The sequence below is a fragment of the Algoriphagus chordae genome, assembly GCF_003254055.1.
Classification (GTDB): Bacteria; Bacteroidota; Bacteroidia; order Cytophagales; family Cyclobacteriaceae; genus Algoriphagus; species Algoriphagus chordae.
In genome coordinates this window covers 148141-163050 of record NZ_QKZT01000009.1, presented here as the reverse complement: position 1 = coordinate 163050, position 14910 = coordinate 148141, and the positions used below count along the sequence as shown (strand labels likewise).

The 14910-nt window shown below is 41.1% G+C and carries 14 protein-coding genes; 7 read left to right on the top strand and 7 right to left on the bottom strand.

Features of this window, described 5'->3' with window-relative positions; genetic code table 11:
* Positions 1–20: 20 nt before the first annotated feature.
* The 5 genes from LV85_RS11715 (at position 21) to LV85_RS11695 (ending at position 5222) form a co-directional block, all read left to right on the top strand.
* Positions 21–689 (top strand): 3-keto-disaccharide hydrolase, encoded by a 669-nt coding sequence (locus LV85_RS11715; protein ID WP_111319600.1) that lies wholly within the window; start codon positions 21–23, stop codon positions 687–689.
* 149 nt (positions 690–838) lie between these two features.
* Positions 839–1861, top strand: coding sequence for a hypothetical protein (locus LV85_RS11710; protein ID WP_111319598.1), 1023 nt, complete (start codon positions 839–841; stop codon positions 1859–1861).
* 106 nt (positions 1862–1967) lie between these two features.
* On the top strand, positions 1968–2849 hold the full coding sequence (locus LV85_RS11705; protein WP_111319596.1) for a formate/nitrite transporter family protein: 882 nt from the start codon (positions 1968–1970) through the stop codon (positions 2847–2849).
* A gap of 50 nt (positions 2850–2899) precedes the next feature.
* The gene (locus LV85_RS11700; protein WP_111319594.1) at positions 2900–4054 is read left to right on the top strand and encodes a hypothetical protein; all 1155 of its coding nucleotides are present in this window, start codon (positions 2900–2902) and stop codon (positions 4052–4054) included.
* A gap of 4 nt (positions 4055–4058) precedes the next feature.
* Positions 4059–5222, top strand: a complete 1164-nt coding sequence (locus LV85_RS11695) for a DUF4221 family protein (protein WP_111319593.1) — start codon at positions 4059–4061, stop codon at positions 5220–5222.
* 11 nt (positions 5223–5233) lie between these two features.
* On the opposite strand, the gene LV85_RS11690 is transcribed toward LV85_RS11695, so the two are convergent.
* The 4 genes from LV85_RS11690 to LV85_RS11675 form a co-directional block, all read right to left on the bottom strand.
* Entirely contained in the window at positions 5234–6400 is a 1167-nt protein-coding gene (locus LV85_RS11690; RefSeq protein ID WP_111319592.1) for a DUF4421 domain-containing protein, read from the bottom strand.
* Positions 6401–6502: 102 nt separating this feature from the next.
* Positions 6503–8017 carry a M20/M25/M40 family metallo-hydrolase gene (locus tag LV85_RS11685; protein WP_111319591.1) on the bottom strand — a complete coding sequence of 505 codons (1515 nt, stop codon included), beginning with the start codon at positions 8015–8017 and terminating at the stop codon, positions 6503–6505.
* Between the two features lie 244 nt (positions 8018–8261).
* The gene (locus tag LV85_RS11680; protein WP_111319589.1) at positions 8262–8942 is read right to left on the bottom strand and encodes an NAD-dependent epimerase/dehydratase family protein; all 681 of its coding nucleotides are present in this window, start codon (positions 8940–8942) and stop codon (positions 8262–8264) included.
* A gap of 173 nt (positions 8943–9115) precedes the next feature.
* Entirely contained in the window at positions 9116–9907 is a 792-nt protein-coding gene (locus tag LV85_RS11675; protein ID WP_111319587.1) for an NYN domain-containing protein, read from the bottom strand.
* Between the two features lie 194 nt (positions 9908–10101).
* Here LV85_RS11675 and LV85_RS22070 point away from each other — a divergent pair, with 194 nt between their 5' ends.
* The gene (locus LV85_RS22070) at positions 10102–10260 is read left to right on the top strand and encodes a hypothetical protein (protein WP_158531177.1); all 159 of its coding nucleotides are present in this window, start codon (positions 10102–10104) and stop codon (positions 10258–10260) included.
* A gap of 148 nt (positions 10261–10408) precedes the next feature.
* On the opposite strand, the gene LV85_RS22065 is transcribed toward LV85_RS22070, so the two are convergent.
* The 3 genes from LV85_RS22065 to LV85_RS11665 all read right to left on the bottom strand — a co-directional run bounded on the left by LV85_RS22065 (position 10409) and on the right by LV85_RS11665 (position 12216).
* On the bottom strand, positions 10409–10573 hold the full coding sequence (locus tag LV85_RS22065) for a hypothetical protein (RefSeq protein ID WP_158531176.1): 165 nt from the start codon (positions 10571–10573) through the stop codon (positions 10409–10411).
* An 86-nt stretch (positions 10574–10659) separates the two neighbouring features.
* Complete coding sequence (locus LV85_RS11670; RefSeq protein WP_111319585.1) at positions 10660–10986, bottom strand: hypothetical protein; 327 nt, start codon at positions 10984–10986, stop codon at positions 10660–10662.
* 342 nt (positions 10987–11328) lie between these two features.
* Positions 11329–12216 (bottom strand): dienelactone hydrolase family protein, encoded by an 888-nt coding sequence (locus LV85_RS11665; RefSeq protein WP_111319583.1) that lies wholly within the window; start codon positions 12214–12216, stop codon positions 11329–11331.
* Between the two features lie 242 nt (positions 12217–12458).
* Here LV85_RS11665 and LV85_RS11660 point away from each other — a divergent pair, with 242 nt between their 5' ends.
* Positions 12459–14633, top strand: coding sequence for a B12-binding domain-containing radical SAM protein (locus LV85_RS11660; protein ID WP_111319727.1), 2175 nt, complete (start codon positions 12459–12461; stop codon positions 14631–14633).
* Positions 14634–14910 lie beyond the last annotated feature (277 nt).

Here is a 14910-nt window from a genome sequence, read left to right as displayed (position 1 = left end):
TTTAACGCTACCCCAAAATTATGAGAAGAATTACCTTATTGTTACTCTTAGTCTTATTTACTTTTTTCGCCCAAAGTCAAACCATCAATCTCTACGATGGAAAAAGTCTGGATGGCTGGCATATGGACATTCCTGACTTGGAAGCAGATAGCTCCTTGCGCATTCCATTTATTATTCGGGATGGGCTTTTGGTGAGTTTGGGAACTCCACAAGGACATTTAATCACAGATGCTGAGTATGACAATTACACGCTGGAGCTTGACTATAGATTCGCAGGGAAGCCAGGCAATTGTGGGATTCTAGTGCATGCTTCTACCCCAAGAGCGTTGTACGATATGTTTCCCAAGTCGATAGAAGTACAACTCATGCATAGCAATGCGGGTGATTTCTGGTGTATTGAGCAGAATATTGAAGTGGAGGATATGGTGGCAAGACGTGGTCCCAAAGAAGAGTGGGGAGTGAATGGGAAGAAGAAAAGAAGGATTTTGAATTTGACGGATGATTCTGAAAAGCCACTAGGTGAATGGAATCATATCAAGATTGTCTGCAATGCTGATAAAGTAACTGTTTGGCTGAATGGCGACTTGGTCAATGATGGGTTTAATGCCACGGCTACCCGAGGAAGAATTGCCTTACAAGCAGAAGGAGCAGAGGTGGAATTCAAGAATGTGAGATTGACTGATCTTTAGAACAACAGGATGTCTGTTCCAAGGGTTGAAATATTAATATTCCGTTCCTAAAAGTTTATAGCTTATAATCCTTAAATTAGGTTGATTAGATTGAAATAATCACATCGACTTCATTTTGTTGGATTTTTTTGCGTTTAACTAGCTAGAACATGAATAAGTTTTTACCCTGTCTTTGCACTATTGTTTTTTTATCTTTTTCTGTCTTTGCGCAGCAAGAAGAGCTGTTGTTTGATTCGGAGGAAATCTTGGAAATCAATATGAAGTTTTCTATTAAGAAACTACGTGCGGAGACCAATGACTCTACTTTCATGGATTCTTTCCTGGTTTACAAAAATCCTGAGGGTAAGCTCGATACCTTGGATGTGGGGCTACGTGTACGTGGAAATTTCCGTAAGGAAAATTGTTACTATCCGCCTATTCGCCTGCGACTCAAAAAGAAGGAGGGGAAGGGTAATCTTTTTGATGGAAGCAGGAACTTGAAAATGGTGTTTCCCTGCTCCAATAATAAAAATGCAGATTCCTATGTGGTGAAGGAATTTCTGTGCTATCAATTGTATGAGGAAGTGAGTAAGTACACATTCAATACCCGCTTGATTCAAATTACCTTTGAGAATGAAGATGATAAAAAGGGTGAATCCGAGCAATTACTAGGTTTTTTGATAGAGGATGATGACAAGGTTGCAGATCGATTTGATGGAGAGATTTTGGAAAACATAAAGATAGCTGGGACTTTTTTGGAAGACTCCGCCGCAGTAAGACATGATTTGTTTCAATACATGATAGGTAATACTGACTGGTCGAGTCTGTATCAGCATAATGTCAAAATCCTGAAACTGGATAATAAAACCGTGGTTCCGCTGGCTTATGATTTTGATATGACGGGCATGGTTTCGCCTCCATATGCGCAGGTTAGTAATCTAGTAGATATAGAATCTGTCAGCGAGCGGCTATATCGAGGCTATTGTAGGGATGAGCAATTGATGAATGCTATCCGAAGCGAATTTTTGATGAAGGAATCAATTATGTATGCTGAATTGGAGGATTTGAAGCATTTGGTTCCTGAAAGGGAGGTGAAATATATGGCTAACTATATGAAGGGTTTTTTTGATATTTTGCAAGACGATAAACGCTTTGAGTTTAATATTTTATCTGCTTGCAGAACAACCAATTGATTTTTTATGGTTTGTAATTCCTTTTATCATAGTTCATACTTTTTACTCAAAAACCATCCTGATTAAACTAACTTGCTGGCTAGTTAAAGTTAAAATCAGCGAATGAATGGCTTGGAAAAAGGAGAAAACTGAGGAACAGCTCGAGGCAGATAAGCAGCGGGATATTGATAAGGAGCTCAAAAAGCCTAGTGCAAAGGGAATAGACAGCGCTAAAACACATGGTGAAATTCTTCGTGATCAGATCAATGATGCACAAGAAACCTATGACAAAAGCCCCCATAGTATTTTTACCAGTTCGCTGACGGCCGGTCTAGAGATTGGCTTTAGTTATTTGATGATTTGTACTCTTTACTTTTTTTTGATTGGGAAAGTAGAAGATAGCTCCCTTATCCGGCTTGTCGCATTGGTATATCCACTGGGTTTTATCTTGGTGGTTTTGGGACAAAGTATCTTGTTCACGGAACAAACTGCCTTGTTGACACTTCCTGTTCTGAACAATAAAAGAACTATTGGGAGCATGCTGAAGCTATGGGGAATAGTGATCGCTGGAAATTTAGTAGGCGGTTACATGATCTCTGGGATTTTGCTTTGGCTAGGTCCACATCTGGGGATTTTCACCAAAGAAGTAGTGGTGACGATTGCCGAGCATGTACTTCATTCTACGACCCCTGTGATCTTCGTAAGTGCTATTGTGGCAGGATGGCTGATGGGCTTGCTTTCTTGGTTGCTAGCTTCATCGCGAGATACCATTAGTAGAATCGTAATGATATTTATGATCACCGCAGTGATGTCATTTACAGGATTGCATCACAGTATTATCGGTAGTGTGGAGGTGTTCTCGGGGATGCTGAGCTCACCGAATATTTCTCTTTGGGATTATGTTTCATTCCAAAGTACGGCTCTGATGGGTAATGCATTTGGCGGAGCGATATTCGTGGCTTTGCTCAAGTATAGAGCCTTTGTGTTCAATATTATTTCGAAAGCCTGAGTTAAGGTAATTTAACTTAGAGGGTTAGTTTCAGCTATTTATCTTTAGGGATGAAAAGACTTATACTCTCTTTTGCAATAGTTCTAGTTAATATTTCTTGTAGTCAAAAAAGTACCGATAGTCTAAGCGAGCCTGCTGATTTTCATCTTGAGATTATCGATTCTATCAGGATTGATTACTTGGGAGATTTGTGGATGATAGATTTCGATTCAGCTAGTCAAAGTTATTTGGCCAGAGGAAATCGCGATATGGAATTCATGATCTTAGATAGAAATGGGCTGACAAAATCAACTCTCGACTTTCCTACTGATGGACCTTACGCATTGAATGGATGGTTAAACCCAATTGGATTGAGAGATGAGAAGATAGAATTTCAACTAGCGAATCAGGGCTTTTTTAGATACGACTTTAATGGAAATAGAATTTGGCAGTATAAGTTGCCGTATGATTACTTCTATGTAAGCGTATTGTCTGGTGACGCAATTTACCCGTTGGGAGATGAGATTGCATTTATCCGTCCTGAACGTCCTGAGATCGTTACAGACGAATCATTGACAAGTATATTCGAAGGGATTTATGGTCAGCCAATTCTACAAGTATTCGATACTCTTACTAATGTCAGTCGAGAGACTATGCCATTCCCTCCCAATTCTATGTACAGCGATGGTAATTTATACTTATGGATGTATCCAACTGTAATTCAATCTGGAAAAGAATGGCTTTTGTATTTTAGAAACGAAATGAAATTCTGGGTTTATAGAGAAGAGGGAGGAGAAGTTGTTTTTGATAAAGAAGTGAGTCTGGAGGTGCATGATGTGGTCAAACCTATAGGTGTTCTCTTCGAACAAGAAGAGGTGTATAATTCAATAACCAAAAATAATTTTCCGGGTACAATTCGGGAAATCTATAAATCAAACGATAAAACATTCGTGATTTATACCAAGGGAATTTCGGAAGAGTTGACTCGGGAAATCGACCGCGATGAACCAGATGGCCAAAGAGAATTAGAAAAGCTTAGCAAGTATTTTGTTGCAGTTTTCGATAGTGAGTTTCACTTAATCCAGAATGAAATACCTGTGCCATCGGGTTTAGTATTTACTACAATATTAACTGAAGAGGAAGAGATATTGGCGCTAAAGAATCAGGATTATTTTGGTGTGGAAGAAGACTTTGTGATTTATTATAAACTGAAACTTTTAAATTAAGTGCATGAGAAACAATAATGTCTTTTTATTCCTGCTTTTTGGAAGTCTGGGCTTTTTGCAAAGCTGTGGCTCAGAATCGGAAAGTATTACTACACCACAGGAATTGGTGTCTGATGGGCAGTTGATTTCCCTGCCAATCGATAGTCAGACTTCAAATGTAAGCGCTGGTTTAGTGCCTTATCAGGACGAAAATGGCAGCTGGTTATTCAATGTAAATCAAACCAACAACGAGATTCAGCTGTATAATCTTGAATCCAGGAAAATGGAGAAGCGGATGGTTTTTGATCTGGAAGGGCCAGAGGGAGTCGAATATATTTCGGGAATCCATGTGCAGACTATGGACAGTATTTTCCTGTTTGGGTATCCCATGCGCAATCTTCATCTGACGGACACAAGCGCAAAAATCAAAGTAAATTATTCCTACAAACCACCACTGTTATATACGGGTGCATTTGTACATAACGCCCACTACAATTACACGCCTATTGTAAGTGGAAATAAGTTGCTGGTAAACACCAAATTCGAAGCAGACTTAAGAGAAATCTCAGATGACACACTTGCCTCCAAAAAACTAAGCTATACGATTGATTTGAAGCGTTCAGAAGTAGAACTCTTGCCTATTACCTGGCCAAAAGGATATAATGAATCTGGGCCAAAACTCTTGGATTTTAGTATGGCGACTGATGGAGAAAAATTGGTTTATTCCCTAGTTGCTGATCATAACTTGTATGTGACCGATTTGGAAGGGAATAGTATAAAGACGGTAAATGCAAAAAGTCAGTACGTGGATCAGCATTTTCCTAGTTTTCATGATGCCACCGGCCGATTTAAAACCATGAAATATGTGCTTGCCTCAGATCGCTACGAGCGCATTTTGTATGATAAATACCGAGGAGTTTTTTACCGCTTTGTTTTCCCCAAAGTAGAAGTCCAAAATGAAGAAGAAATCGATCAACTGAGAAGATTTCCACGAAAGTTCTCAGTGATGATTTTAGATAAAGACTTAAATGTGTTGGGGGAAACGCTGATGCCAGATAATACCTACTTCCCTGCAAATTCCTTTGTGAGCAAGGATGGACTTTTTATCTCAATCTCTCATCCAGATAATCCTGCAAACGAAGAAGATCTGATGAGCTTTGAAGTGTTTAAGCTGAAGGAAGTTAACTGAGAATAGACCTGTTATTGTATCGGTAGTTTATCCACCATATTTTCTAAAAACTTAGGCGCATGGAATCTATATCCTACAAAAACTTCCGCAAACACTCGCCAGTTTTCGTTGATTACAGTAGTGTTTGCTTGCCTGTAGGTATTCCTTTCGGTAGTAAAAACGAAGCCAGAGAAGAATCGCTCTCCATTATATCCAGCGGCCGCCCTCAAGTCATAGTGAAAGACACCCTCGGTTTGCTTGCTTTTCACCTGTTCATTAATTGTGCGGGTGGTTACTTTTGAAGCTAAAATCCCATAGCCTGCCGAAGCCCCTCCTGAAATATAAAAATTCTGCTTGATGATTAAATTGTAGTAATAACCTGCAGATGCGATCACTTGAAAATTATTTGATTTTTGGGTGGAGTTGAATTGCGTAAGCGTTTCCCTATTGTCTACCAAATAATAGCGATACATCAGCGTAGGGATAAAACTCCCAGCACTTTTAAGCTGCCTCTCTGTTCCTGTCAATAGAGATTTGGTAGAGAAATTAGAGTTGAAACTATAGCCAGTTGTGCCTTGGAAATTTCTATATAATAAATCGGGGAACTGAATATAAGGGTCTCCTTTCTTCCAATCATTCTCAAAATCATGCGTGTTTTCTAAGTAATAGCCCCTAGTTTGATTATAGGATACCATCTGAAACCAGTTCTGAAAATTGAAAGCAGTACTTAATCCAAAGGCTTTTGTTTTGCCTTTTAGGTCATCATCATCGTTACTGGAGATAAACTTGGGTAGATAATTGATTCCTACAGAAATAAAACGGTAGTTCAAATTTAAATGAATTTTCGCTTCGCCATTTGGGTAGATTTGAAGATCTTGATTCCCCTGATCCAAGGAAAACCGCTCGTTGTCATTGATAAAACTCAACTTGGCAATCTGGTATTTATCCATTTTTTCAATGTAAGCTCCAGGTAGGATTTCTCCTACGGATTGGCTAGCAGGTACAGTGTCTGTTTTTTGGAAAGACAAAAGGGACTCGTTTAAACTTGAGTTCTCCTGATATAGGGAGTAGGGTTTTGAAGATGAAATGATCAAGTTCACATTGTCTTCAGAAGATGTTTTGTCATTACTTTGGGCGAAGGCTTGCCATCCAGAAGTCAAAGAAATTAGCAGTACTAAGAATTGATGTTTGATTTTCATTTTGAAAAATTTTAGCCGTTAAATGATTGTCTGACGGTAAAATTTACACTGATTATTTTATGAAAATCAATTTTTATGTATAAAAATTTTACTAGCACATTTTTAAAGTTGCTCGGTCAGAATTGCCATTACAGTTGTAATACCTTCCTTATAATTTCCTAGCCTGATATTTTCATTTGGACTGTGCTGATTGTTATCAGCGTTGACGGTCGGGATAGTTACTGCTGGAATACCCAAGGCATCTACAAAAGGGGAAATCGGAATGGATCCGCCTGAGATCCGGATTTGCACAGGATCCCTGCCAAAGGCTCTATTCATAGCCAATCTCAACCAAGCTCCAACCTCAGAGTCCATCGGCGTTCGGAAGGCTTGATAAGAAATGGAATAATTCATTTTGACGATTTTAGGATACTTTAGCCGCTCTTCATCGCTTGGCTCTTGATCAATGATATGGAATCCCTGCTCATGGATGTGTTTTTTTATCAGGTCAAAAAGTCGCTCGGGGTCGGACTCCGGCACAAGTCTAATATCTATTTTTGCGAGTGCAGTGGCAGGCACAATAGTTCGGGCTTCTTTTCCCACCCAGGCGGACTCCATCCCTCTGATATTCAGCGAGGGATACTGAATGCTTTCTTGATAGCTCTGTCCTACATCGTCAGTTCTGCCGATTCCCAATTTTCTCTGAATCGCTTTTTCATCATCAGGAACTTGCTGTAAAATTGATTTTTCGGCATCTGTCAAGGTGATCCCGTCGTAATAACCCGGGATTGTCACTCTACCATTCTCATCTTTCATACTGGCTAGGAGCTGTGCTAAAAGGAAAGCAGGGTTTGGCGCATAATTGCCATAATGCCCACTATGCTGCGGAAGTTTTGGGCCGTAAGTGGTGAGTGTCATTTCTGATATTCCACGAGCACCATAGCTCAAGGTAGGTTCATTGCTGGTGTGGCGCGGTCCATCCATGATTAGCATGAGATCTGCCTGTAGTTTCGCTTTATAATTCAATACTGCACTTGGCAAATTAGGCGAGCCTTGCTCTTCCTCGAAGTCCAAGATGATTTTGATGTTATAATTAGGTGAATTACCAGCTTTCAAAAGTGCATCCCATCCAGTAAGAAACATTGCAATTGGACCTTTGTCATCCGAAGTAGATCGTCCAAAAAGCCTCCAATCTTCCTCATATCCAGACTTTAGATTTGCTATCGGAAGGATTTCCCAATCACCGGAAGCATTTTGTGCTTTGAGTACAGGCGCATAAGGATCTGGTTGATTCCATTTACTTGGATCTACTGCTTGACCATCCATGTGGAAATAAAAAAGGGCTGTTTTTGAAGCTCCAGGTTGATTTTTACTAACAAGAAGTAAGGGAATTCCTTTCGTTTCCAGTTTTTCAGAAGCCCAGCCTCTTTCAGCGAATACCTTTTCGCACCAAGCAATATTAGTAGCCATCTGCTCTGGGTAAGCGGCATCATTGGGCATGCTGACTATTTCTTGAAGTAGATCCAGTCCATGCTGCCAATTATCCTCCGTAAGTTTTTCAAGTGCCGATTTGGAAGGCGATTGAGAAAATGCAACTAGACTAACAATCAGGAAGGGAAGAAGTAGTAATTTTTTCATAGAGGTAGGGAGGATTACAAAAAATAGTCAACCTATACCAGAAATGGAAAAAATTTGGACTAAGAATTATAATTAAGTGATTATCCGCTGCTTTGACACTAGCTTAAATGAAGCTGTTGAAAAGCGGATAATTGTCAATAGTTAATAGTCCATAGTCCACGGTAGGAAATTTTGAGCTTCCAACATTGTACAATTCGGCCAGTGGCAGAATTACGTAAAGTCACATAACAATAATTTACTAAGACTACTTGCTTGATGTTACTAGTTTTTCCGCAGTAGCAGTGATTTCCTTTCCGTTCAATATAAATTTGTCATACTCATTTGTACTGACAAATAACATTGAATCTCCAACTTCGGCCAAGGTATTGAATGCATTCGAATATAGAGCTCTGCCAATAGGGTAGAGCCATGCAAAATACTTGTAGTAAGAGATCACATGAATTGCTCCCGGTAATGGTTTCATCATTCCTGGTCGGTAGGCATAAACAGCCTTGAATGGAAGTTTGCGAAGATCATTCTCCGTTTTTCCTTTAGTTCTAGCCCAATGAGATTTTCCTTGCTCAGTACCATCTGTGCCTTGTCCGGACACATAGGTGAAGGTCATTTGAGGATTAAGCTTCGCCAGAGTAGCAGCAAAACTCAGCGTCAAATCATAAGTGATCTTTTCATAATCTTCTTTACTAATGCCCATGGATGAAATCCCCGCACAGAAATAACAGGCATCATAGCCTGTCAGTTGGCTTTCTATACTGTCAAGATCCATGAAATCGGAATGAATAAGCTCTTCCAGTTTGGGATGCTGATGCCCATTCGGCTTTCGACTAATCGCTAGCACTTTTTCAACCTTTGGATTGTCCAGACAGCGCTGCATTACGCCTTCACCTACCATTCCTGTTGTTCCTGTGATGATTATTTTTAGTGTCATGGTTTTTAGATTTTGTCAGGTGTCAGGTGTCAGGTGACCGATGTTGCCACCAGCATAACATTTAGCCAAGTCTTATTGGCTTGAATTTTTTGACTGAGAAAGAAGTAAAAGCAATATAGAAAATGCTAAACACTAGCAAGGAGGTGACAACCGACACCGGTCATCCATCACCGTCATTTCAACTTCACCAACGGATAATTCAATCCATTGACTTCGTTTTTCATCACCTGATATTTTTTCAAACTTCTAAAAAGCTCTGTCAGGTTTCTGAAGCCATAAGACCTAGGGTCAAAACTTGGGTCTATCTTTCGTAGTGAAGCACCGATTTTGGCGATGTGAATTTCTTCATCTTCATCTGAGGAAATCTCAAATGCCTTATCAATGATTTTAAGATCTAGCTCTTGATTTTCTTTGGCGGGGATCTCCTTTTTGATTTCTTCTTCGATTACTACATTTTTACGGGTCGTGCTGACTTTACTTTTGTCAGTTTTCTTTGCCTCTGATTTGTTGTTTTCTTCTTTGGCATGAGGAGAAAGGTTCTCTGCGTAGGTAAAAATCTCACAGGATTGCACAAAAGCTTTTGGGGTAATCCTACGACCTATTCCCATCACAAATAGGCCTTCCTCACGGATCCTTTTTGCCAAACCTGTGTAGTCAGAGTCAGAGGAAACGATACAAAAACCATCCACAGAACCGCTATGGAGTATATCCATAGCATCGATGATCATGGAGCTGTCAGTCGAGTTCTTTCCAGTCGTATAGGAGAATTTCTGTATAGGGCTGAAGGAATGAAGGTTAATCATTTCCTTCCAGCTGTTCATATGAGGCGTAGTCCAGTCGCCATATATTCTTCTGATGGTTGCTTTTCCGTATTTGGAAACCTCCTCTAGGATTTCTTTGAGTAGTTTGGCTTGTGCATTGTCACCATCAATTAAGACGGCGATATTGAATTTATTTTCTTGCATGAATAAAAATTTAGTGGTTGAAGCTTAAAGCTAGCAATTAGTAAGCCGAGGATGGGATTTGGAAAGGAAAATTGAGTTAGTCCCAAGTTTTTCTTATCTCTCGCGGCGGCGCAAGGGCGCAACGAAGTCTGCTTAGCGATTGGGCTGTGTGTTGAACCTCAAATGTTTTAGGATCCAATTTAACTCTGGCCGTTATGAGTAACCTCACTCACTTGGCTGGAAGAATCACTGGTCGTGCCTTTGGCACTCTGACAGCTTATTGCTTCCTAGAACCCAGAATTTCATTCTGGGTTTTTACTGTCAATGCTGTTGACATTTCTGAAGTCCTAACTGAATCTCCTTCAGAGAGATAATTGGTAAACTTATTATAATGAGGCTCCGACTATGAGCTTCTTGCCAACGGCAAGTTCAATGCTAACCCAGAATGCAATGCTGGGTTGGTTGGGACTAGAGGGGCTAAGAGTGCCGAAGGCACGATCGGTTTTTTGACCTTTTTTGCTTTTAGCGGTTCCATTTAATTCTCTGGATTTTGCCAGTTACAAGTATCACCGTTCCACCTCCAATAAAACAACCCATAAGAAAGGCGCTGCCATCATTTCTAGGAAGGAAATTTATTGCAATGCCGATGGCTATAAGTACTAATCCTAAAATTCTTATTTTATTCATATTGATTTATAGATTTGACCTATTTGTGTCTGATACAAGTAAACTTACCTTGACTACATCTACACTAACAGTGTTTATTCTCATTATTAACCAAAGGTTTTCAGAAGTAATCCGATAACAAAACCAATAATTAGAACAAATGCGAAAATAACTCCGCATCCAGTTCGGGGAGATTCTATGATTGCCTTATCATTTTTGTAAAAGTCAAATACCATCCCATTGATACCATAGCCTATACTGATTTTGCAATTGGATGTAATTCCATTGTCCATCATCCAGAAACTATGGTCAGTTCCAAATACCGAGTATTTAGACGAAACGATTTCATCATTCACTTTTATGACTTCTTTTCCCAGCCATGAGTTAGAGATTTCAATTTTATTTTCGTCTAGGTAAATGGTTGAGAATTTCATGTTTCGATTTTTTGCTAGTTAAAAAGGAGGGTTTTTAAATCGTCTTCTGAATTAATATTCCTGTTGTTTAATTCAATTTCGTCGTTGCATAAAATGTCATCAACTTGTTTCGTAAAAATATCAAGAGGTGCAATTAATTTTAGGTTTTTCATAAAAGAGGAAGTTTGTTAATCTATATTTTAAACAGTTTATTCTCCTCATAAATTAATCCTTTTACTAGTGGGTTAATTTCTGAATTGATGCGGTTGATTTCAGTTTGGAGATTGGTTTTTTTCAACTTGTTTATATAATGAAATAAAAAAGAGCGCTTCCCAGCACTCCTTTTTTATATCCTAGGGGATTTTACCCCAACTTCTCCTTAAAGAACCCAATCGTTCTATCCCACGCTAAGGTTGCCGCAGCTTCATCGTAGCGAGGCGTGGTATTGTTATGAAAACCATGATTCACATCCGGATAGAAGAATGCTTGATTTTCTACGTTATTGGCATCAAGAGCCTTTTCGTACGCTGGCCAGCCGGCATTTACGCGTTCGTCCAGTCCTGCGAATTGCAGCATCAGCGGAGCTTTGATTTGAGCTGTTTCTTCTGCGGTTGGCTGACCTCCATAGAAAGGAACCGAGGCATTCAAAGTAGGAATGCGGACTGCCATCATATTTGATATCCAGCCACCGAAGCAGAATCCTACCACACCGACTTTCCCATTGCAATCCGGATGTGCCTTCAAATACTCGTAAGCGGCGATGAAATCCTCTAGCATTTCATTCCGATCACGCTTGCTTTGCATAGCTCTACCTTCGTCGTCATTGCCGGGATATCCTCCAAGAGGTGTAAGTGCATCAGGCGCCAAAGAGATAAATCCTGCTACAGCTGTTCTTCTTCCCACATCCTCTATGTAAGGATTCAATCCGCGATTTTCATGCACGACTACCACTCCTGGCACCTTGCCTGAAGTTCCTGTTGGGGTGGAAAGTAGGCCTTTGATTTCTCCTCCTCCTTTTGGTGAATTGTATGTGATGTAGTCTGAAGACAGACGCGGATCATCGGATTTGATCGTGCGCGTATCCAGGTAATTTGGCATCATTGCACTCATCAGCGCGGCAACTGTTACGCCTCCTACGGCATAAGCGGATAGTTTTTCGATAAATTGTCTGCGCTCCAGTTTATTGTGCGCATAAGCATCATACAGGTCGAAAACGCCTTGGTCTATGTTTTCTTTCTTTAATTCCTTCATGGTTTTGGTGTTATGGGTTGTCTTGTAATTTACTGATTTGCATGAAGTAAATAAATTCACTCGTGTAATTATTTAGACACTAGACGCTATCAAGTACCAAGTATCACAAACCAAGAACCACGAATCGACAACCGCCAACCATGAGTCCCTTACAACCTTTCAACTTTCCAACCTTCCCACCTCCAACTTCCAACTTCCTTTTATTCTTCCGAACTTGCGTGCACAAATAATTGACTATTCCCTTGGCTTCGAAAGTTCTCTTCATCACCCCGCCTTTTACTCAGTTAAACACGCCATACCCAGCGACGGCTTATCTGAAAGGATACCTCAATCAAATCGGTGTGGCTTCCAATCAGGTGGATTTGGGCATTGAGGTGATCTTGCAGCTTTTTTCTAAGGCAGGACTGAAGAAAATCTTCCAGGAGATAGAAACCAATGAACCGGAACTGTCCGAGAATGTGGCTAGAATCGTGCGCCTGAAGGCCAATTACCTGCAGACGATAGATCCTGTGATCGCTTTTCTGCAGGATAGAAATCCTACGCTGGCTTACCGGATTGCTGAGGGAGATTACCTGCCTGAGGCCAGTCGATTTGAGCAATTGGATGATTTGGAATGGGCTTTTGGTACGCTGGGGATTCGTGATAAAGCCCGGTATTTTGCTACACTTTACCTGGAGGATATCGGCGATTTGATCTCGGAGCAGATCGATCCGCACTTTGGTTTCAGCAGATATGCAGAGCGATTGGGCATGTCAGCCAATTCGTTTGACGAGATGCATGAGGCGCTGGATCAGGATTTTGGTCTGATCGACACCTTGCTTTGTAACTTGCTGGAGCAAAAGATTCAGCAGTACCAACCAACTTCCGTTGCCTTTTCAGTTCCTTTTCCCGGCAACCTCTATGGAGCTTTCAAATGCGGTCAATACCTCAAAAAGCACCATCCTGAGTTGGTACTTTGGATGGGTGGAGGCTATCCAAATACAGAATTGCGCTCGCTGAAAGAGCCGAGAGTTTTTGATTACATAGATTTTATAGTTTTGGATGATGGGGAAGCGCCGATTCGGCTGTTGCTCGATCATCTGGATGGGAAGATACCCGTTGCTGAGTTGAAGCGAACTTTTACCAGAATTGATGGTCAGGTGACGTATTGCAATAGCAATGCTGCCAAGGATGTTGCGCAGCGAGAAGTGGGCACGCCGGATTACTCTGATTTGATGATTCGGGATTATCTCTCCGTGATCGAGGTGGCCAATCCCATGCACAGACTCTGGTCAGATGGGCGCTGGAACAAGATGACGCTGGCGCATGGCTGCTACTGGGGTAAATGTACTTTTTGTGACGTGTCGCTGGATTACATTGGTAGATATGAGCCGATCACGGCTTCCATCTTGTGCGATCGCATCGAGGAGATTATCGCTCAAACGGGCGAAAATGGGTTCCACTTCGTCGATGAAGCGGCGCCTCCGGCACTGATGCGGGATCTGGCGATAGAGATACTCCGCAGGGAGCTTTCTGTGGTTTGGTGGACGAATATCCGCTTCGAAAGTAATTTCACAGCAGACCTTTGTCGTCTCTTCAGAGCTTCTGGCTGTATTGCCGTTTCAGGAGGACTTGAGGTTGCTTCAGATCGCTTGCTGCAGATGATCAAAAAAGGCGTGACAGTTTCCCAAGTTGCTCAGGTAACCAATCATTTCACCCAAGCGGGAATCATGGTTCATGCGTATCTGATGTATGGTTTTCCTACACAGACAGCTCAGGAAACCATTGATTCCTTGGAGATGGTGCGACAGCTGATTCAGGCTGGGGTAATCCAATCCGGTTTCTGGCATCGATTTGCCATGACGGCACATAGCCCGGTGGGTTTGGACCCGAAGTCCTTTGGAGCAATCAATCTCATGGCTACCGCAGGCACTTTTGCCAATAACGACCTACCACATGATGATCCTACGGGAGCTGATCATGAGATTTTCGGTGAGGGCTTGCGCAAATCACTTTTTAATTACATGCATGGAGTCTGCTTTGATGTGCCGCTTCAGGACTGGTTTGAAGCTAAAGTTCCCAAGACTACTATTTCCAAGAATTACATAGCAAACGAGATAAACAATGAGCCGACTCCTGAATACAAAGATCGAAACAGGATTTTGTGGATAGGGGCACAGCCGGAGTTGCAGATTTTCGAAGAGGACGAGTTGTGTGAGTTGATTTTCTCAGGGAAAAAGGAAGACTTCGCGATGGAGCTTCCGCTTGATTTGGGACAGTGGGTTGCTGAACTGCTCAGCACGGTTGGTTATGAGCAAGAGCTAAATACGCTCAAGCCAATTCGGGAAAGTTACGAGTTGCAGTTTGGTGACTTCGAAGAAATGCTGGAATCTGAAGTCTGGGAGATTTTGAGAGAGCACGGATTGTTGGTGTTTTGAACTAAGGGCAGGCAGACCGAGGTTTGCCTCAAGGCTAGTGTTTGCCAAATATTTTAAAGCTTTTGTTACTTAATTGGCAGAAAAGAGAACGTAGGTTATGTTTTATTTCCATTGACTTAGCTTAGTCGGAAATATGAAATACTACTCAATAAGGGAAGTGATTTTAATCTCAAAACGGGATATTTTTTACTCAAAACCTGAGCTGATGAAAAGTATAAAGTTTGACCGGAAGCAAATTTTGAGGTCAATGTTAGAAGTTCCGATTTGGGAACTCCCC

What these genes read in the sequence shown, in the direction of transcription:
- LV85_RS11715 (WP_111319600.1), top strand. Translation starts at nt 21, where the DNA reads ATGAGAAGAATTACCTTATTGTTACTCTTAGTCTTATTTACTTTTTTC.
- LV85_RS11710 (WP_111319598.1), top strand. Translation starts at nt 839, where the DNA reads ATGAATAAGTTTTTACCCTGTCTTTGCACTATTGTTTTTTTATCTTTT.
- LV85_RS11705 (WP_111319596.1), top strand. Translation starts at nt 1,968, where the DNA reads ATGGCTTGGAAAAAGGAGAAAACTGAGGAACAGCTCGAGGCAGATAAG.
- LV85_RS11700 (WP_111319594.1), top strand. Translation starts at nt 2,900, where the DNA reads ATGAAAAGACTTATACTCTCTTTTGCAATAGTTCTAGTTAATATTTCT.
- LV85_RS11695 (WP_111319593.1), top strand. Translation starts at nt 4,059, where the DNA reads ATGAGAAACAATAATGTCTTTTTATTCCTGCTTTTTGGAAGTCTGGGC.
- LV85_RS11690 (WP_111319592.1), bottom strand. Translation starts at nt 6,400, where the DNA reads ATGAAAATCAAACATCAATTCTTAGTACTGCTAATTTCTTTGACTTCT.
- LV85_RS11685 (WP_111319591.1), bottom strand. Translation starts at nt 8,017, where the DNA reads ATGAAAAAATTACTACTTCTTCCCTTCCTGATTGTTAGTCTAGTTGCA.
- LV85_RS11680 (WP_111319589.1), bottom strand. Translation starts at nt 8,942, where the DNA reads ATGACACTAAAAATAATCATCACAGGAACAACAGGAATGGTAGGTGAA.
- LV85_RS11675 (WP_111319587.1), bottom strand. Translation starts at nt 9,907, where the DNA reads ATGCAAGAAAATAAATTCAATATCGCCGTCTTAATTGATGGTGACAAT.
- LV85_RS22070 (WP_158531177.1), top strand. Translation starts at nt 10,102, where the DNA reads ATGAGTAACCTCACTCACTTGGCTGGAAGAATCACTGGTCGTGCCTTT.
- LV85_RS22065 (WP_158531176.1), bottom strand. Translation starts at nt 10,573, where the DNA reads ATGAATAAAATAAGAATTTTAGGATTAGTACTTATAGCCATCGGCATT.
- LV85_RS11670 (WP_111319585.1), bottom strand. Translation starts at nt 10,986, where the DNA reads ATGAAATTCTCAACCATTTACCTAGACGAAAATAAAATTGAAATCTCT.
- LV85_RS11665 (WP_111319583.1), bottom strand. Translation starts at nt 12,216, where the DNA reads ATGAAGGAATTAAAGAAAGAAAACATAGACCAAGGCGTTTTCGACCTG.